General features: G+C 63.5%; 17 protein-coding genes and 1 tRNA gene. 2 read left to right on the top strand and 16 right to left on the bottom strand.

Translation table 11 applies throughout. The features are described from left to right. Position 1: 1 nt before the first annotated feature. The 11 genes from HMI60_RS03220 to HMI60_RS03170 form a co-directional block, all read right to left on the bottom strand. Positions 2-784: a hypothetical protein gene (locus HMI60_RS03220; RefSeq protein WP_018777628.1), complete on the bottom strand. Its 783-nt coding sequence runs from the start codon at positions 782-784 to the stop codon at positions 2-4. 53 nt (positions 785-837) lie between these two features. Further along, on the bottom strand, positions 838-1740 hold the full coding sequence (locus tag HMI60_RS03215) for a glycosyltransferase (protein ID WP_193590552.1): 903 nt from the start codon (positions 1738-1740) through the stop codon (positions 838-840). Then, positions 1730-2911: a glycosyltransferase gene (locus tag HMI60_RS03210; RefSeq protein WP_193590551.1), complete on the bottom strand. Its 1182-nt coding sequence runs from the start codon at positions 2909-2911 to the stop codon at positions 1730-1732. The genes HMI60_RS03215 and HMI60_RS03210 overlap by 11 nt, the downstream gene beginning before the upstream one ends. Then, positions 2911-4185 (bottom strand): glycosyltransferase, encoded by a 1275-nt coding sequence (locus tag HMI60_RS03205; RefSeq protein ID WP_193590550.1) that lies wholly within the window; start codon positions 4183-4185, stop codon positions 2911-2913. Before HMI60_RS03205 ends, HMI60_RS03210 begins: the two co-directional genes overlap by 1 nt. Continuing rightward, a complete protein-coding gene (locus HMI60_RS03200) occupies positions 4182-5648 on the bottom strand; it encodes an oligosaccharide flippase family protein (protein WP_193590549.1) in 1467 nt (488 codons plus the stop codon). Before HMI60_RS03200 ends, HMI60_RS03205 begins: the two co-directional genes overlap by 4 nt. After that, positions 5645-6307 (bottom strand): acetyltransferase, encoded by a 663-nt coding sequence (locus tag HMI60_RS03195; protein ID WP_039241284.1) that lies wholly within the window; start codon positions 6305-6307, stop codon positions 5645-5647. The genes HMI60_RS03200 and HMI60_RS03195 overlap by 4 nt, the downstream gene beginning before the upstream one ends. Beyond that, positions 6307-7470, bottom strand: a complete 1164-nt coding sequence (locus HMI60_RS03190; protein WP_193590548.1) for a DegT/DnrJ/EryC1/StrS aminotransferase family protein — start codon at positions 7468-7470, stop codon at positions 6307-6309. The genes HMI60_RS03195 and HMI60_RS03190 overlap by 1 nt, the downstream gene beginning before the upstream one ends. Next, entirely contained in the window at positions 7467-8486 is a 1020-nt protein-coding gene (locus HMI60_RS03185; protein ID WP_193590547.1) for an NAD-dependent epimerase/dehydratase family protein, read from the bottom strand. The genes HMI60_RS03190 and HMI60_RS03185 overlap by 4 nt, the downstream gene beginning before the upstream one ends. After that, a complete protein-coding gene (locus HMI60_RS03180; protein ID WP_018777620.1) occupies positions 8483-9592 on the bottom strand; it encodes a Gfo/Idh/MocA family protein in 1110 nt (369 codons plus the stop codon). Before HMI60_RS03180 ends, HMI60_RS03185 begins: the two co-directional genes overlap by 4 nt. A 60-nt stretch (positions 9593-9652) precedes the next feature. Further along, complete coding sequence (locus tag HMI60_RS03175; RefSeq protein WP_193590546.1) at positions 9653-11329, bottom strand: sugar transferase; 1677 nt, start codon at positions 11327-11329, stop codon at positions 9653-9655. A 270-nt stretch (positions 11330-11599) separates the two neighbouring features. Continuing rightward, positions 11600-11860 (bottom strand): hypothetical protein, encoded by a 261-nt coding sequence (locus HMI60_RS03170; protein ID WP_018777618.1) that lies wholly within the window; start codon positions 11858-11860, stop codon positions 11600-11602. 39 nt (positions 11861-11899) lie between these two features. On the opposite strand from HMI60_RS03170, the gene HMI60_RS03165 reads away from it, so the two are divergent. Continuing rightward, entirely contained in the window at positions 11900-12133 is a 234-nt protein-coding gene (locus HMI60_RS03165) for a DUF5703 family protein (protein WP_011774832.1), read from the top strand. Between the two features lie 36 nt (positions 12134-12169). On the opposite strand, the gene HMI60_RS03160 is transcribed toward HMI60_RS03165, so the two are convergent. Next, positions 12170-13330, bottom strand: a complete 1161-nt coding sequence (locus tag HMI60_RS03160; RefSeq protein ID WP_079581441.1) for an acyl-CoA dehydrogenase family protein — start codon at positions 13328-13330, stop codon at positions 12170-12172. 28 nt (positions 13331-13358) lie between these two features. Next, a complete protein-coding gene (locus HMI60_RS03155) occupies positions 13359-14663 on the bottom strand; it encodes a M20/M25/M40 family metallo-hydrolase (RefSeq protein ID WP_039241278.1) in 1305 nt (434 codons plus the stop codon). A gap of 264 nt (positions 14664-14927) precedes the next feature. Between HMI60_RS03155 and HMI60_RS03150 the strand changes: the two genes are divergently transcribed. Beyond that, positions 14928-15010, top strand: a tRNA-Leu gene (locus tag HMI60_RS03150). Positions 15011-15178: 168 nt separating this feature from the next. Here HMI60_RS03150 and HMI60_RS03145 read toward each other — a convergent pair. From HMI60_RS03145 to HMI60_RS03135, 3 genes are read right to left on the bottom strand one after another with little or no spacing between them, the layout of a single operon-like run. Next, the gene (locus HMI60_RS03145) at positions 15179-16105 is read right to left on the bottom strand and encodes a MaoC/PaaZ C-terminal domain-containing protein (protein WP_079581442.1); all 927 of its coding nucleotides are present in this window, start codon (positions 16103-16105) and stop codon (positions 15179-15181) included. Next, positions 16102-17442 (bottom strand): 3-oxoacyl-ACP reductase, encoded by a 1341-nt coding sequence (locus HMI60_RS03140; protein WP_064722143.1) that lies wholly within the window; start codon positions 17440-17442, stop codon positions 16102-16104. Before HMI60_RS03140 ends, HMI60_RS03145 begins: the two co-directional genes overlap by 4 nt. 10 nt (positions 17443-17452) lie before the next feature. Beyond that, complete coding sequence (locus HMI60_RS03135; protein WP_018777613.1) at positions 17453-18805, bottom strand: acetyl-CoA C-acetyltransferase; 1353 nt, start codon at positions 18803-18805, stop codon at positions 17453-17455. Between the last annotated feature and the right edge of the window lie 23 nt (positions 18806-18828).

The following is an 18828-nucleotide window of genomic DNA, read 5'->3' as shown; positions in this document are numbered from 1 at the left end:
GTTATCCCGGCCTGTAAGAACTGGGTACGACACTGGCAGTTTCACCCGCGAGGTGTGCCGGTTCGTCCGTTGTGGGCCGGTTGCTTGAAAACCGTTCCGTCGAGGAAGGTTTCCTTTGCCTGGTAGCCGGCGGCGTGGGCGGTTTGGATCCGGCGGGCTTGTCGGTGGGTTCTGTGCTCTTGCGGTGTTTCCGGGACAGGAGCAACCCGTCGATGAGTACGGTAAGCATGATGCTGAACGCCACGCCGCCGGCAGCGGTGACCAGGAGCAGTTGCGTCCGGGCTTTGACCTCGGGAACTGCTTTGCTGTCCTCAAGCAGTTTCATCGTGGAAATGCGGGAAGTTGTTGGCACGTTGAGGACGTCCTGCAGCTCGGTCAGGGCCACGGGTGCCTGGTTCATCACAGTATCCAGGATCTTGAGGGCCTGGCCGGAGTCGGGTGAGGAGGCTGTGATGAGGAGGATGGCCCCGCTTGTTCCTTTGTCGGCTTCAGCTGTGAAGGTGCTGGCCCCGCTTTGTTCACGGATGGTCTCCTTGAACTCCTCGGAGGACATCTTGCGGGTGAGGATATCCAGGGCCTCGCTCATGCCGCCCAGCCCCAGATATGGATTGCCGGCTTCTCCGACGCTCTTGGTGGAGGGCAGGAGGACCAGGCTCGCCTGAGCTTTGTAGTTGTCGGGCGCGTTCTGCTGGAGGAAGAAGCAGGCGCCTGCGGTCACGGCAAGACCCAACACGACGATGAACCATCGGCGTATCAGGCTTTTCAGTATCTTTTGTACCTGCATGTCCTGCTCTTACCTTTCGTTGAGTGTCTTTGGGTTTGGACCAGTCGTACGGCTCAGGTCCTGGACACTGTGCTTCTCCGGTTGGCAAGCAGCGTCTTGACGCGATCGATGCCCTGGGTTCCAAGCAGCGCGATGGTCACGGCCTTGGCAGCCTTCCGGGCGAGCTCCCGCAACGCCCGGAGGGGAGACTCAAAGACCCGATCCACGAAGATGGAACTTGCAGTGGGGATGGGAGCATCCGCCAGAAGGGCCGGGAAAAGTGCCCTGTAAGGCTTGGGGGAAACGCGCCGGCCGCGGATTCTGTTGCTGACATTGTGGTCGTGGACCAGCTGCAACCACCCAGGTGCACCGCGCAGCGATGTGACCTTCATGGATTGGCCCAGCCGGTTGTGCCATGCAGCCCAGCACGTCACAGGAGCGGACCAGGGGGCGCTGACGGAGCAAAACGCGTTATGGGGGTCGTTCCTTAGGAAAACAGAACCCTTTCCCATCACCAGGCCGGATACGAGGTAGATCGCTGAGTTTCCAGCATCGTGGGCCGCTTTTTGCACCCGGTCCACGAAATCGATGGCCAACCCGTCGTCGTTGTCCAAGTTGGTGGTGAGCAGTGTGCCACGTCCGCCCCCTGTGACTGTCCTGATGTCCTCAAGCAGTTCGGACGGGCTGACTTCTGTCCTGAACAGGGCCACGAAGGTCCCTTCACGGTTCAGCCCAAGCACGCGGTCCAGCAGCCAGGCCGGACTCTCCGGATCAAAGTAGATGATCCACCGGAAGTCCCGGTTGGTCTGCGCCTTCACGGAGGGTAGACAGTAGCGCTCGAACAAAGCAATCCGGTCCCTCAGCCAGCCTTCCTGGGCCCGGACCAGGCTCTCAAAGCCCCGGGAAGGAAGATTGAACCTAGTGAGCAACACGTGGTCAATACCCGACGGCGGGTTCCCCGGCTTATCAACGTTCACGGCTTGCTCCTCGAACGGATTGAACTGTGGTGCGCAACTTGGTGTTGCGCCCGCCTCCCGGTTGCCGGCACAGATCCCTGATACTGGCGGCCCGTACGTCCCAGGAGTTCGCCTCCGCGACGCGCCGCATCTCTTCACGTTGCTCCCGGTCCGGAGGCTCCTGCAGGGCAGCCCTGACCAGATCCACGAATGCCGCACGGCTGCTTGCCACAGCTAAAGCGCTGCACCGCAGCGATCGCACGGAAGGCAGGTCCGTGGCGACCACGGGCAAGCCCGACGACAGGTACTCCAACGTTTTCAGGGGGAAGCTGGATCTATTGAATTCCGTGTCGGCATAAGGGGTGATCCCGACGGCTGCGGTCTGAAGCAGCCGCCGTACGTCATCAGGGGCCAGAGGTCCACGCCAATCCACGTTGCTTCGCTCCAGAAAGGCGTCCAGCCTCTGCCTGGTTACGGGGTTGGACTCAGTCCGCGGACCAACGACCAGAAGGCTGAGCCCGGCGTCGGCCAACGACTCCAGCACGTCAAGGTCCAATCGTTCGTTGAGTTGTCCCACCAGGACCGCGACCGGCCTCCGGTTCTCGTCTGTGGACGGGCCGGCCGGTGGACGGCACCCATTGGGAAGAACCTGCACGGGCCGTCCCGAGAAATGGGACATCTTGGCGGCCAGGCCTGCTGAGACAGCGGTGATGACATCGGCCGTCCCGATGTTGCGTTCCAGGGAGCACCTCAGATAGCCGGAGGGAAATCCGATCAATTCAGCTGCGGCCAGCCAGTCATCCGTCAGATGCAGCAGCCGCACGCCGCTGCCACGGTCAGGGAACGCTACAACCGGGGAGGCATTGACGACCGCCGACACTGGACCGCCTGCGGTCTTCATGGCGTTGTCCATGCAGTGACGTGCAATGGCTTCGGTCAGGGGACGGCCAAGCGCGCTGCTGAAGAACGGCGGAGCAGGAAGCCGCAAGCGCGACAAATGCGGTGTCATGGTCTCCGGGATCCCGCGGAGACTCCTCACCGTGTGGTTCCGGACATCTGCGAACCGGAAGACAGGGGCGGGCTGGTCAACCCAGAGGACCGGGCCTGTCTCTGCCAAGGACTCAGCCAGCAGCCGATCAGTTCCGGGCAGGCCATCCCATTGGCCACCGGAGATGTACATGATCGTGTCCATCACGCCTCCCCTGAGACGAGTTGCCCGGCCGCGGCAGCACGGACGGCGACAGGACGGGCGTTGAAGTCTTCTGCGGGCTGGTGGCCACGGAGGCGCTGATAACGTCGGCGAACCACATAGGAGGAGTACTGCACCCCGGCGATGGTTTCAGCCCACAAACGGGACCACGTCGCGGGAGCACCGGCCAGGAAGCGCTGGTACAACTCGGTTTGGTGTTGCGCCGCGGAAGTCAGTGAAAACCTGTCTTCCACCACCGATCGGCCGAAAGAGCCCAACGACTTCCTCAGCAGCTCGTCCGTGCGGAGAGCCCTCAAGATGGTTACCAGCGCGTCGGTCCCGGTACCGGTCGAACCCGGACCGGAACCATACCAGCCCTGCCAAAGGAACACCGGCAGGGACTCTGGAGTGAGAAGTTCCCAGAAGCCTCCTTCGCCCTGGACAACGAGCGGTTTGGCGAACGATAGCCCCCGGAGGGCGGAGCCGCCCATGCCCAGGACGACGTCGGCAGCAGCGTAGGCCGGCCTGGGGTCAGCAAGTTCACCGGTGAGAATAACCGTGTTTTCCCCTGTCGCCGCGTTGACGCGTTCGGCCTGGGCTCTGACCACGGATTCCGCCGGGCCTGAACCTGTGACCAGCAGATGCACCTGGAGATCCCGGGCGAGTTGTCCCGCGGCATCAATCGCCGACAGGATGCCTTCAAGCTTGAGTTCCTTGGCCAAGCGGGAGACGCAAACCATCGTGAAAAAGTCGCCATGCAGTCCCCACCGTGCGCGAAACCCTTCCAGGTCCGCGTCATCGACCACGCGGTTAGCCATGATGTCCACGGGCGGTTCCAGCAAATGGACACGGTGGCGTCCGGAGGACAGCTCGCCCTGCCGGATCTGTTCAGTGCCCACCATCAGCGGCATGGACTTCGGGATAAACGGAGCCACTGCCATGGACATCACCGTGGCCACCGCGGTGGTGTCCGGCACCAGCCTGGAGGCCGCCAGGCACTCCAGCGCCGGGGGCCATTCGTAGCCGTGAACGACGTCGATCCGGCGCTCGCGGACGGTGCGCACCAAAGTTTTGATGACCGATGGGGAAGGTCGCTTCCCTGGTGCCGGTGCGGGGATAAACTCCAACCCAAGCTCTGCTCCCCTTTCGACGAGGGGCCCGGGCTGTCCAAAGAGAATGACCTCATGGCCCAGTTGCCTGATTGCGGCACCGAGTTCGATGGCGTTCAATTGGCTGCCGCCCATGCGCAGATCGTGCGGGTAGATCAGGATCCTCATGTCGCGGCCACCTCCCGTCCACGCCCCCACATCCGCACGTCCCGCAGGTCCTGCCGTCGAAGCCCCATGATTGCCGCCATCGCGACGACTCCCAGTCCCGTGGAAACGAGGACAGCGACCACAGGGGAATCCAGGAACCGGGTGATTGCGTAGCAGCCGGCTGCAGTCAGTGCTGCCATGGCCGTGGGAAGTCCCAAGCGTTTTCCCACGGCCAGGAGCGGCACACCTGCCTTCCGGAGAGCCCGGAGATACAGCGGCGAGGTCACCAGCAGGGCCACCAGCACAGGAGCCGCTGCCAGCCCAGGCATCCCTGCGAGCGCACCGCCTGCCAGCAGCGCCGGAACGAGCGCGATCAGAGCCACGAGCTGCACATTCAAGATGGACAGGGACGAACCCAGGACCACGAGGTAGTCGTACAGCAGCTCATGGAGGATCCGGAGGACCGTGAGGGGCGCCAACCACATCAGCGCCATGCCCGCCGGGGCCCAGGCTTCACCGTAGACGACTTTGACAAGGGGAAGGGCGCACCCCACCATCACCGCCGAGACGGGCAACACCATGGCCGACACTGCTCCGATCATCGCCAGCAAGGCCGCCCTCATGTCATCCGGCCGGTCCTGGAGCCTGGCGAAGGTCGGCGGCGCCACGCTTCGCAGGGGTTGGGACAACAAACTCGAGGGCCACCCGGCCATGTTGAAGGCCATGACATAGAAGCCGAGGACCACCGGGCCAAACAGCCGCCCGGCGATGAGTTGGTCGACGTAACCCACGGCAAAGACCACAGCGCTCGCACCTGCCAGGGGAAGTCCGAAAGCCAGGAGCTGTTTCGCGGACAGCGGTGAGAATCCGAACCGGTACGGCAGGGGCGAGTAAACAAGGAACAGGACGGCCGCTACGAGGCTGGCCAGGACCCGGCCCACTGCCAGGCTCATGGCTCCCATTCCGGCGATCACCAGGATCAACGAAACGCCCGCCCCGAGCCACACATTGACTTGGTCGATGACCATCCGTTGTCCCTGGCGGAAGTTGCGCTGCAACAGGGCCGCGGGCGTGGCCACCAGCCCGTTGAGCACGATGCAGAAGGCCAAGGCCCTGACCACGTCCGTTGCTGCCTCGTTTCCCATGGCCGCTGTGAAGAGGGGTGCAACCGCGTACGAGAGCCCGAACAACAGGACACTGCAGACTACGGAGATGGTGGTGACGGTGGCGGCTATTTCCTTGGGGTCCCCCGGCCAGCGTACGATCGCCAGGCTGACGCCCAATTCGTTGAAGCTCAGGACGGCGACGAGTGCAATGAACGCCACTGCGTAGGTCCCGAATTCCTCAGGCCCCAGCAGCCGCGCCAACGCTATACCGATTCCAATGGTCCCCAGCTTGGTGATGAAGGCGTTGACGACGCTGATCACGAACGCCCTTGTGGGGGTTGGTCCCTTCCGCTGGGTAACCGGGCTCTTGAGCGTCACTGGGCCCCCTCCAGCGCAGGCGTATTGCCGCGCCTGATCACCCGGGCCGGGACACCGGCCCAGGTCTCGTCGTCGGGAACATCGTTCAGGACGGCCGCTCCCATGCCAATGGTCGCTTTGGCCCCGATGGACCGGCCCTCCCGGACACTGGCGTTCATGCCGATGTAGGCCGCCCGGCCGACCCGAACGTTGCCGCCCAGGGAAACGCCTGATGCGAATGTGGCGAAGTCACTGATGACGTCGTCGTGGGTGAAGGTGACCCCAGGCATGGCGACAACGTGATTGCCGATGGTCACTGACGCCGTCATGCTGACGTGGGCCAGGATGATGCTCCCCCGGCCGATCACGCACCCCTCCGGAACGTTGACTGAGGGATCTATGGCTGTGGCGTAGCGTTCTTCGTCAAGCCCGAGGCTTCGTAGCCGCATCACCACACCCTCGCGGCCGCTTCCTGATCCGATGCAGACCAGCAGCAACGCGTGGGGGAACTTCAGGGCGTCACGGATGGGCCCAAGGACGTGTGCGCCGTCGACCACCCGGCCGGCTTTGTCCTCGTCGTCGTCGAGGATTCCGATGACGTCGAACGGGCCGCTGCTGCGGACCATGGCCAGTACCTCACGGGCAAGGCCGCTGGCAGCGATGAGGAGAAGTTCGCTCATTATGGGTGCCTCGATGCCCGCAGGACCGAGTCGATGACCCGGACCTGGTCGTGGAGGGCCAGCTGGTGGTACAGCGGCAGGATGAGCGTGTGGTCAGTCAGCCAGTTCGTGACCTCAAGGGACGCCCCGCCGGTGTCCTTGCCCGCGTAGGCGGGTTGGCGGTGGGCTGCCATGATGCCCCGCCGGGCTGAAATGCCGTCCTGTGCAAGGTGGCCCATCAGTCCGTCCCTCCCGAGGGGAAACGCCGGCCCGATTTCCAGCCAGCAGGATTGGAAGTTGCCGGTCCCGTAGTCCGGGTCGCCGACCAGGCGGAGGCCTTCGACGCCGGCAAACGCGTTCGCGTAGTTTGCGGCCAGTTCACGACGCCGTTGGACGGCTTCCCGGAGGCGGCCCAGTTGGACGAGTCCGACGGCGGCCTGAAGGTCGGTCATGCGGTAGTTGAACCCGACTTCGAGGTACTCTTCGGCCGGTGCGAGGATGCTGGCGTGCCGGTCCGAGGCCGAAACGCTCATGGCATGTTCCCGGAGGCGTCGTGCCCTGTCCGCGAAGTCCTGCCGTGGAGTTGAGAGCATGCCGCCCTCTCCCGTCGTGAGGATCTTGCGCGGGTGGAAGGACCAGGCTGCCACCTCCGCGCCGGCACCGACAGGGCGGCCGTGGTAGCGGGAGCCAATGGCGCAGGCCGCGTCTTCCACCACGATGATCCCGCGGGCCTCACACAGGGCCCTGATGGGATCCAGGTCAACGGGCACCCCGCCTTGGTCCACGGCGATGACTGCCTTGGTGTCCTGAGTCAGGGCTCTTTCCACGGTCTCGGCTGTCACGCACCCTGTCTGGAGGTCGACGTCGGCGAACACAGGGCGTGCTCCCATGTACGTAGCCGCGTTCGCTGTGGCAATGAAGGAAAATGACGGGACAACGACGTCATCACCCGGTCCAACGCCGGCGACCGCGAGCGCCAGGTGCAGGGCTGAAGTGCAGCTGGAGGTAGCCACTGCGTGACCTGCCAATTGCTCCGCCGCGAAGGCTTCTTCGAACTGGCGGACCTTGGGTCCTTGGGCCACCCACCCGGAGGCAATCACTTCGGCCACTGCTTGGGCTTCCTCTTCGCCAAGCCAGGGTTTCATGACGTCGATACGGGCCAGGCGCGTCTCGGAGGTGGTCATCGCGCACCTGCTGCGGGGACGGCGGGGTGGGCCACCAGGCGGGCGGCTGCTATTTCCGCACGGAGAGGCCGCCACCATGAGACCAAAGTACGCAGACCGTCCTCCAGTCCAATGGCTGCTTCGAAACCCAGGTCTTTGCGTGCTGCGGTGGTGTCCGCCAGGCGCCGGGCCACGCCGTTGACGGCACGCTCCGGACCGTGCTCGAGATGCAGGCTTGAACCCATGACATTCAGGAGGGTCTGCGCCAGCTCAGCCAGGCTGGTTTCGGTTCCGCTGGCGACGTTGTAGACGCCTTCACGCACATCGCTGACAGCTGCCAGGATGTTGGCCCGGGCGACGTCGTGGGTGTGGACGAAGTCCATGGTTTGGTCACCGCTGCCGAAGATCATGGGTGGCTGGCCGTCGTCGATCCGTTCCATCCAGCGCACGAGGACTTCGGTGTAGAGCCCATGGACGTCCATGCGGGGTCCGTAGACGTTGAAGTAGCGCAGCAGGACGTAGTCCAGGCCGGACATGGCCCGGAAGCTCCTGGCCATCCCTTCGTTGAAGGACTTTGCCGCGCCGTAGAAGGTGTCGTTGTTGTGGTGGTGATGGTTTTCCCTGGTGGGAAACTGTTCAGCCATCCCGTACACGGACGCGCTTGACGCGGAGACGAGTTTGCCTACTTTGTGGTCCGCGGCTGCTTCGTAGACGTTGAAAGTGCCGTCCACCAGCACTTCGAGTGCCAGGCGTGGTTCTTCTGCGCACTGGGTGATGCGGATGGCGGCCTGGTGGAACACGAGGTCTTTGCCGCGGGTGAGGTCGTTGACAAGGTCACGGTCCCGCAGGTCGCCTTCGACCAGGGAGACGCGCTCGCTGCCCAAAGCCTGGTCCAGGTTCGCGCGTCTGCCGCGCACCAGGTTGTCCAAAACGTCGACGTGGGCCACGCCGGCGTCGAGCAGTTGGTCCACCACGGTGGAGCCGATGGTTCCGGCGCCTCCGGTGACCAGCACGTTGGCGCCCAAGAGCTCTTTCATCGCACAACCTGGAGATTCGTCTCATTGCCGGCCACGATGGTGGACCGTCCATCCGTGCCGAGGCTTTGCGTCACGGCCTCCAGGACGGACAAGACCCTGAGCCCGGATTCGCCGCTGGTGCGGGGCATCGTGTGGTTCCGGATGGAGGTAGCGAGTTCAGCCACCACTTGTCCCAGGGGTTCGCGCTCCTGGAGGGCCGGTGACCACGTGTCGCCAAGACGGTAAGAGATGGCCGAAGCTTTCTTGTCTGCAGCCGATCGGGGTTGTTGCTCCAGGCTGACGCCGCGGTCGTATACGCTGAGCCGTTGCTGCGGATTCAAGTCATCCCAGACGAGGGTCCTCTTTGACCCTCCGATGATCATCTGCCGGATTTTGGTGGGGCTGAGCCAGTTGACGTGGATGTGGACCATGGCGTCATTGGGCAGTCCGAAGGTCAAGTGCCCGACGCAGTCGCGGCCGGTACCGAGGGGATCCGCGCCGTGGGCCGAAATTTCGGTGGGGTGCAGGCCACCCGGCAGGACAAAGTCGAGGATGGAGAGGTCGTGGGGCGCCAAGTCCCAGAACACGTTGACATCGGGTTGGACGAGCCCGAGGTTGATCCGGACCGAGTCAACATAGAGGATGTCGCCCAAGGCGCCGCTGGCCACCAGTTCCTGGATTTTGAGGACCGCCGGGGTAAAGCAGTAAGTGTGGTCGGCCATCAGCACCAGTCCCCTGGCTTTGGCTTCGTCCACCATTTCCAGTCCCTTGGCGCGGCTGTCAGCCAGCGGTTTCTCCACCAGGACGTGCTTGCCCGCGCGCAGGGCCGTCATCACTACGCCGTGGTGCGTGTGCGCCGGGGTTGCGACGGCCACGGCGTCCAGGTTGTAGTCGTCCAGCAGTTCGTCCAAAGACTCGACGACGGCCACCCCACCCACCGATTCGGCGAGCTTCATGCCGCGCTCAACGTCCAGGTCGCAGATCGCTACGAGATCCCAGTCCGGGCTGGCTTTGAGGTTCCGTGCGAGGTTGGGACCCCAATAACCGGCGCCGACCACCGCAATGCGCAGCTTGGGCCGGTGACCGTTGCCGTTGAGTTGTCCAGATGGAATAGTTCGTATGCTCATTTCCCACTCGGATTCTGTATAGGTAGCAGGTTTCTTGTTGCCTTGCCTTGCGGGCGGTGGCTAATAGGCACCCGATGGCCGGATCATGGCCCGGAAAGTGCGCCACATGATCATCAAGTCCCCCGCGATGGACCAGTTCTCCACGTAGTAGAGATCGAGCCGGACAGCCTCATCCCAGGGGAGGTCGGACCGTCCGTTGATTTGCCAGAGCCCGGTGATGCCGGGCTTGATCAGGAGCCGGCGATGGGTGTGTCGTTCATACCCATTCACTTCCCGCGCCAGCGGTGGCCGTGGGCCGACCAGGCTCATGTCGCCTGCAAGGACGTTCCAGAACTGCGGCAGTTCGTCCAAGGAGTACTTGCGCATCCACCGGCCACATGTCGTGACACGTGGGTCACCGCGGATTTTGAAAAGTACGCCCGCTCCTTCGTCCTGGTTGTCCAGTTCCTCCAGGCGCGCTTCGGCGTCAACCACCATGGAACGGAATTTGAGCATCTGGAACGTGGTGCCTTGTTTGCCTATGCGTTGCTGGCGGAAGAGTACAGGACCGGGACTGTCCGCTTTGACGATCATGGCAAGGGCCAACAGGACGGGTGAGAGGACAACCAGTGCCAGGGAAGAAACGGCGATATCCATCAATCGCTTGAGGGTGTGCTTGCCTCCGGAGTAGTGCGGAATGTCCACGTGCATGAGTGGCAGGCCTTCCACGGGCCGCCAGTGGATCCGGGGGCCGGCCACATTGGTCAGCGTTGCGGCCAGGACGAGTTCGGCGGCGTCTTCTTCCAAGCGCCAGCCGAGTTCCTGGATGAATTGGTTTCCGCCGGGCAAGGGTCCGGCGACGATGACGGCATTCGCTCCGGTTTGGCGGACCGTGTGCGCTATCCCGTAGATGGATGACAGAACGGGGACACGGACCTGGTCTACGACCAGCACCGCCCCACGCCTGGCCCCCGGGAGGCATGCGCCGAGGATGTCGTAGGGGGCACCTGACTTCCGGTTGATCTGCTTGATCACGTACCGGACGTCCTGTGGTTCTCCCACCACGATGGCGCGGGTCAGGCAGCGCCCCCGTGATTTTTCGCGGGTCAGCCACCTACGGAAGCCCCATCTGCTGCCTGTCAGCGCCACGATGCCCAGTGGCAGGGAGACAAGAACGTAGGAGCTTACCGATTCAACACGGAAAACCACTGCGACGATTGCCAGGAAGCCGAACACCCTGAAGCTCGCTGAGAGCACCCGTTTGTATTCTTCCGGTCCAACTCCCAGTACTTTCGGATCCCTGGTCCGGTAGACCTCCAGGGCGGCGAGCCAGATGATGCCCAGGATCACCACCAGGGTCAGTTGGCGCGGCAACCCGGAAGTTCCGTCTGTGAAGGGCAGTCCCCCGGTATTGAGTGCATAGCCGGCTGAGACGGCGGCTGAGACCAGTATGGTGTCGGAGACTGTCAGGGAGGTGGTCAGGAAGCGCGTCCAGCCCAGCCGGTTCCGCTGCGGGGGCTTGACGCGTGAGTGGCGGTGGGTGACTGGCGGCACGAGGTCCAGGGTGACATCCGGCCTGGGCGCCGCCAGTCCCGCCTTTTTAGTCCGTTGTGCAGCAACGGACTTGTCAATCCAGGGAGACACCGGCGGATTGACGTGGGCAGTGACCGGGTCCACTGGGAAGGCTGGTCCCACGGCAGCATGGCCCGCACCCTTGGGTGCTGCCGCCTTGCCTAAACGTACGACTGGAACTTTCACCTTGTCAGCCTTCTTTGCAGACCGTCCATTGCCTACATATCAGTGAAGCTTTGGCCGCAAGGGGGCGCACCAGTAGTCGGTACTCAAGTTTGCGCAGTATTGCCCAAGGGTCCTACGTGCGAGTACCTAGCTGGCCGTCGGGGCACTACGTGTTTTGCTTGACCGCGAGTACAGGGAAAAGCCCGGAAATCCGCACCGTTTCACCAACGCCGAACCCGCGAAAAGGGCACAAAAAACCGGCCGCCGTGTGGCGGCCGGTACAACGGAAAATCAGTCGTCTACGCTCTCGAGCGCCTCGTCTTCGTCGTCCTCTTCCTCATCTTCATCCTCATCCTCGAAAACCTGGAGAGGCGTGACCTCTGAAAATGACTCGTAGAGGGCGTCTTCGTAGACTTCGAAGGCGTCAGCAACGGCGAAGAAGGCGGCTTCGACGGTGGGGTCGCCCTCACCGCGTCGTGCCGATGCAGCGGCGAGATGTTCTTCCAAGGCGGCGGTAAATGATTGAAGCGCGACACGCGGATCGATGCTCATGACTTCACGTTAGCCGGAAAAAGACGAAAATGGAGAGGGATGAGAGAACAATTTCCAGGCAGCTCCGTGGAGCGCCAACGAGACTACGCACGTCAGTACGAATACCTCGTACTGACGGTGGGGCCTGATGATTCACTGCCCGACGCCCGGCGCCGGCTGGCCGAGCACTCAGAGTACGGCAAGTGGGAACTGGAGCGCAGCGTCCTCTATCTCGGTGGCGGACGACGATTCTGGCTGCGCCGCAAGGTCTACTCCGTGCAGCGCACCGTCTAGGTGCCCAAGCTCCTTCGACGCACGCAGTTCGTTCGACTAGCCCTCGAGTGGTCCCAGCCAGGCGCTGGCAACCGTGTTGTGGGCTGATTCGTCGTTGGATGGATGGAAGATTCCCGCCAGGACGTCCCTGTACAGCCGCTCCATCTCCGAGCCACGGAAGTAGCTTGATCCTCCGGTGACCCGGATGGCCAGGTCCACCACATGCCGGGCGTTTTCGGTGGCGCGGGACTTGATCCCTACAAGCTTGGGGAACCATTGGGCCCCGTGGTCCACCATGGTGTCGACGTCGCGGGCCACCGCTGAGATCTGAGGGTAGATCCCGTCCATCGCCAAAGCAGCGTCGGCCACTTTCCACCGGATGTCCGGGTCCTGCGCGTAACTGCGGCCACCGTATTTCGCCGACACGCGACGCTTCACATTCTCCACCGCAAGCGTGAACGCCCTCTCGGCAACGCCCGTATAGACGGCGGCAAGCAACGTCTCAAAGCACGCGAAGATGGCGAAGATCAGCAAGTCCTTGTTGGGACCCACAGGCAGTTTCCGGAAGATGCGTTCGGCCGGGATGACCGCTCCATGCAGCAGCGTCGTGTTCGAAGCACTGGCCCGCATGCCCAGGGTGTCCCAGTCGCTGAGGGTCTCATGCCCGGGTTCGTCACGGCGGAGGAAGCCGAACACCAATTCGCCCTCACCCTCCCTGGCTTCCGGGTCCTTGCCGAACGTCCCCAGCCGCGTCCAGCCACGCGAGAGGCTGGTGAAGATCTTCCGGCCGGTGAAGCGGTAACTGCCGTCAGCCAAAGGTTCGGCAACGGTGCCCGAATCAAACAGCATGGAATCATTGCCGGCCTCCGAAATACCGAAGGCGAAGATTTCGCCCTTCCCGGCTTCCTTGAGGACGAAGTCCAGGGAATCGTCACCCCTGGCCGCCATGACGCGCGCGACGCCGGTCCACACCAAGTGCATGTTCACCGCCAGGGCGGTGGCCGGGGCAGCCGTTGCGAGCCGCTGCTGCAGCGCAGCTACCGCTTCGAGACCAAGCCCCAAGCCGCCGTCGTGCTCCGGCACGAACAGCTTGAGGTAACCGGCGGCTGCCAGTTCTTCCAGGTCCTCATGGAAGAACTGGTTGTTGTGGTCGTACCCGGCAGCACGGCCCCGCAGTCTTTCCAGCAGGGCGTCGGGAAGGATTTCTTCGGGAGTCAAAGCAGGGCCTCCTTGTGGTGGGTGCCGTTTAGTAGTTGCTCAGCAGCGTATTCAGGACGCGGGCGCCGAACTGGAGTGACTCTGCGGGCACCCGCTCGTCAACACCATGGAACATTCCGGTGAAATCGAGCTCGTCCGGCAGCATCAGGGGCGCAAAGCCGTACCCGGTGATGCCGATCTTGCTCAGTGACTTGTTGTCCGTGCCGCCGGAGAGGGTGTAGGGCAGGACCTTGGCCCCAGGGTCCTCGGAGTGGAGGGCATCGATCATGGAATCGACAAGGTTGCCGGCAAAAGGCACTTCCAAGGAAACGTCCTTGTTGACGTAGCTGATGTCGATTCCGTCGCCGGCAAGTTGCTTGATGGTCTCGAACACCAACTCCTGCTGCCCAGGCAGGGTACGGCAGTCGACGAAGGCCTCGGCGGACTCGGGAATGACGTTGTGCTTGTAGCCCGAACGCAGGAAGGTGGGGTTGGACGTATTCTGCAAGGTGGCACCCACGAAGCGTGAGACCGTGCCGAGCTCCTTGAGGAGGATGTCAGGGTTGTCAGCGTCGAACTCGACGCCGGTCAGTTCAGTCACGCCGTCCAGGAATTGCCGGGTGGTAGGGGTCAGCTCAACAGGCCATTTGTATTCGCCAATACGGGTAACCGCGGCTGCCAGCCTGGTCACAGCGTTGTCAGTGTTGATCTGGGAACCGTGTCCCGCCCTTCCGTGGGCCACCAGCCGCAACCAGGACAGGCCCTTCTCGGCAGTTTGGAGCAGGTAGGTCCGCTGCCCGCCGATGGTCGCGGAGAAACCACCCACTTCGGAGATGGCTTCCGTGGCCCCGTCGAACAGCTCACGGCGGTGCTCCACCGCGTACCTGGCACCGTAGGTGCCGCCGGCCTCTTCATCGGCGAAGAAAGCGAAAATGATATCCCGCTTTGGCTTGCGGCCGGTCCGGGCGAAGTCACGCATGACGGACAGGATCATCGCGTCCATGTCCTTCATGTCCACGGCTCCGCGGCCCCACACCAGCCCGTCCTTCAATTCGCCGCTGAAGGGATCCACGCTCCATTGGTCCTTCAGCGCGGGCACGACGTCCAGGTGTCCGTGCACAACCAACGCGTCCGCACCGGGATCTTCGCCTGCCATGCGGGTTACGACGTTGGCGCGGCCAGGGGCCGATTCGAAAATTTCCGCTTCCAGGCCTACTTCAGTGATGAGTCCGGCCGTGTATTCGGCTGCTGCCCGCTCCCCGGGACCGGTGTCGTCGCCGTAGTTCGAGGAATCGATGCGGATGAGCTCCTGGCAGATCCTGACAACTTCGTCTTCAGGGCGGATGGCAGACATGGAAACTCTCCTTGCGTGGCTGGGCTGCAGGTTCCGGCGACGCGGACTGCTTCATCCGCAGCCCGTCCCGTGTACCTTTAGCCTACTCACCAGTTGCGCCCCGAGTCAGGAACTCCACGGCCCCAAGGGTCCCCGGGGCCTCACCCGTGCCTGGCGGCTCCTGCCGATTTTTCAGGCACCTGAAACCGTGTTAGAGTTTTTCTCGCTGCTTCGGAGGAATATGAAGCGCCGCAAGGTGCTTACTGCTCCTGCTGAACACCACCTGCGCGGGTGGCGGAATGGCAGACGCGCTAGCTTGAGGTGCTAGTCCTCGAAAGGGGGTGGGGGTTCAAGTCCCCCTCCGCGCACAATACCAAGGCCTGGAATCCACGGATTCCAGGCCTTGTTTGTTTCCATCACGAACTGCTGCGAGCCGTAGTCGAGGCCGCCTCTGCGACGTTGGTCACTATTGTTTCTTCATTTGTCGATCCGGTAAGCGGCGCCCACCGAAGGGGCCGCCGCTTACCGGACTTGGTTCACGACAATGCTGAAACGGAGCCCAGGAAATGGCGCCTACCGCTGCGCGGATTCCAAGCGATGTACTCCGAGCGCTCCCACGCCCCCGACGCGGACTGGACTGTCGCAATATCCAAGGCCACCCGTGCAGGAAGGAAAACAGGAGCCTCGAACGTGACCTTCCAGGTAAAAGCCTCCGACTTGGCAGCTCCAACGTCTGCCAACGCCCGGGAGGCCAGATACATCCCATGGGCAATCGAGCCCCTCATGCCCAGTGCTTTCGCTGACAGGACGCTCAGGTGGATTGGATTGAAGTCACCCGACACCGCGGCATAGCTCCGCCCGATGTCCAGGCCAAGCTGCCAGAGGGCTGTGGGATCCGGAGGTGAAAAATCGGCTGGGGCGGAAGATCCATGTGCGGTTCCCGCCTTATCGATGCCCGGCAGGAAAACGCCTTTGGCGAGGTAGGTGGACACCCCGCGCCACAGCAGCGTCCCATTGGAATTGGAACGGACTTCAGCAACAACGTCCAGCTGGGTCCCTGAGCGATGCCCGGTCATGTTCTCCGCCCAGGACTTGATGTCCAGGGTTTCGGTGAAGTGGATGGGCATGTGCTGCTCCACATGGTTCCTGAGGTGGATCATGCCAAGGAGCGGTAAAGGGAAATCGTCCCGGTTCATCACACTCATGGACACCGGGAACGCCAGTGCATGGACATAGCCGGCCGGGAGGGTGTCGCTGGCCGTCTCCCCCACCAAGTGCTGGTAGGCGGTCAGGTTTTCGACGTCGGCCCTGACGTCCCGGACCTCGTGGCTGACCGCCGGCAACCTGGTTCCGCCTGAATTTGCGCCCAGTACGCGCCGGCGGGCCGCCGTCGTCGCTGCGTTGACGTAAAGCCGGGACAGCGACGGAAGCTCCTCAAGAACCACCGCTTGCGGCGTGTTCATGCTCCCACCAACTGTTGCCCGCAGACCCGCAGCACTCCTCCGGAGATGCCGCCGGCGGCGTCGCTGGCGAGGAAGGCAATTGCTTCGGCTACGTCCTGTGGTTGGCCGCCTTGTTTAAGGGAGTTCAGCCGCCTTGCCGCTTCGCGGATGGCCAAAGGCATCTTGGCCGTCATCTCGGTTTCAATGAATCCAGGTGCGACGGCATTGATGGTGCCGCCGTATGGCTCCAGCAGGGCCGCCGTCGACCTGACCATACCGATCACACCACCTTTGGACGCCCCGTAGTTGGTCTGGCCCCTGTTGCCGGCGATTCCGCTGGTGGAGGCCACTGAAACGATGCGCGGAGAGGTCCTGAAGTGCTCCGATGCCAGAAGGGCCTCATTGATCCTCAGTTGCGCCGCGATGTTGACCGCCATCACGGACTGCCACCGGCCCTCGTCCATGTTGGCCAGGAGCCTGTCGCGCGTGATTCCGGCGTTGTGCACCACGATGTCCAGCCGGCCGTAGCGTTCCACGGCGTGTTCTATGATCCGATGCCCTGCGTCATCACGGCTGATGTCGAGCTGGAGCGCGGTGCCCATGACGTCATTGGCGACGGCGGCCAGATGGTCGCCGGCCGCCGGAATGTCCACCAGGACCACTTTCGCCCCATCGCGGTGCAGGGTGCGGGCAATGGCAGCACCGATGCCCCTGGCAGCTCCGGTAACAACTGCGACCTTGCCGGCCAGCGGCTTGTCGGAGTCCGTAGGCAGCGCCCCCGACGTCGAGGAGACCGTCAGGAACTGTCCGTCAACGTACGCCGAGCGGCCCGACAGGAAGAAGCGCAGGGCACCGAGCGCAGACGGACTGGTTGTTGCCAGCTCGTCGTCGAGGAGTATTCCGTTGGCTGTCGCCCCGGCCCGCAGCTCCTTGGCCAGGGAGCGCAGGAGTCCGTCAATGCCTTGGCGGGCGGCCGCCGACGCCGGTGACGGTGCGGACTGGGGGGTCCGCGAAATCGTCACCACCCGGGCGTTGGGAGCGAGGTCCCGCAGGGAGGCGGCCGCCTTGAGGACAGGCTTGCCAAGGTCCTCCGGGTGCTGCACAGCATCCAGCACAAGGATGATGGCGCCCAGCTTTTCCTTGGGGAGCGCATTCCGGCGGACGTCCAGGCCCCAGCCGAGAAGGGTGGTGGCGATGTCGTCGCTTCCGGCGCTGTCACCGCTGACCAGTACGGGGCCGGTTATCAGCGGTGCTCCGGGTTGGTAGCGTCGAAGCTCCACCGGCTGTGGCAGTCCCAGTTTCCGGGCGACGTTCCTGCCCAGTCCGTGGCTGACGATCTGTGTGTACTTGTCTGTCATGGAGTTCCCCCTAGGCTGCTTCCAGAATCGCGACGACGCCCTGGCCGCCTGCGGCGCATACGGAGATCAGGCCGCGCGCAGGGCGCCCGTCCACGGATCCCTTTTCGTGCAGCATCTTTGCGAGGGAGGCGACGATCCGTCCGCCGGTAGCGGCAAAGGGATGCCCTGCGGCCAGGGATGAACCGTTGACGTTGAGCTTGGCCCGGTCGACCTTGCCGAGGGCGCCGTCAAGCCCAAGGCGCGTGCGGCCGAATTCCTCATCCTCCCAGGCAGCCAGGGTACTCAGGACGGTTCCGGCGAAGGCCTCATGGATTTCGAAGAAGTCAATGTCCTCGAACGTCAGGCCGTGGCGGGCCAGCAAGCGCGGGACGGCGAAGACCGGAGCCATCAGGAGCCCGTCCTTGCCATGGACGAAATCGACGGCGGCCGCCTCGCCGTCCAACACGGTGGCCAGCTTGGGCAGGCTGTGCTCATCGGCCCATTCTTCGGTGGCCAGCAGTACTGTTGATGCGCCATCGGTCAGCGGCGTGGAGTTGCCGGCGGTCATTGTTGCCTCGGACCCAAGGTTCTTGCCAAACACGGGTTTCAGCGTTGAAAGCTTCTCGAGCGTGGTGTCCGGGCGGAGGTTGGAGTCACGGCTGAGGCCCCGGTACGGGGTCAGGAGGTCATCGAAGAAGCCCCGTTCGTAGGCGGCTGCGAGGTTGCGGTGGCTGTTGAAGGCCAGCTCATCCTGTGCCTCGCGGCTGATGTTCCACTGGGCTGTGGTGAGGGCCTGGTGTTCTCCCATGGACAGGCCCGTGCGGGGCTCTCCGGTGTTGGGGGCATCGGGAGCCAGATCCTTGGGGCGGATGCGGCCGATGATCTTCAGCTTCTGAACGGGAGTCTTGGCGCGGTTAAGGTCCAGCAGGATCTCCCTGAGGCCTTCACTGACCGCGATGGGCGCATCGGACGCCGAGTCGACGCCACCGGCAATGCCGGACTCTATCTGGCCCAGCTTGATCTTGTTCGACAACCCCAGCACGGTCTCCAGGCCTGTTGCGCAGGCCTGCTGGAGGTCGTAGGCAGGGGTTTCCGGTGACAGGGCCGAGCCCAGCACGGCTTCGCGGGTGAGGTTGAAGTCCCGTGAATGCTTCAGCACCGCCCCGGCCGCTACCTCGCCGATGCGTTCGTCCTGCAGCCCGAACCGTGCGATCAGCCCCTCAAGTGCTGCTGTGAGCATGTCCTGGTTGGAGGACTTCACGTAGGCTCCGCCGGTGCGGGCGAACGGGATGCGGTTGCCGCCCACAATGAAAGCGCGGCGCGTTGCCGCGGGTGTCGTAGTGCGCTCGGGGTTCTCGCCCGGGGTCACGTCTGCTGCAGCCATGCTTGTCTCCTTCGATCAATGCC

The sequence above is a fragment of the Paenarthrobacter sp. YJN-D genome (assembly GCF_015040335.1).
In the GTDB taxonomy this organism is placed as follows: Bacteria; Actinomycetota; Actinomycetes; order Actinomycetales; family Micrococcaceae; genus Arthrobacter; species Arthrobacter nicotinovorans.
This window is presented reverse-complemented; position numbering and strand designations above follow the sequence as displayed.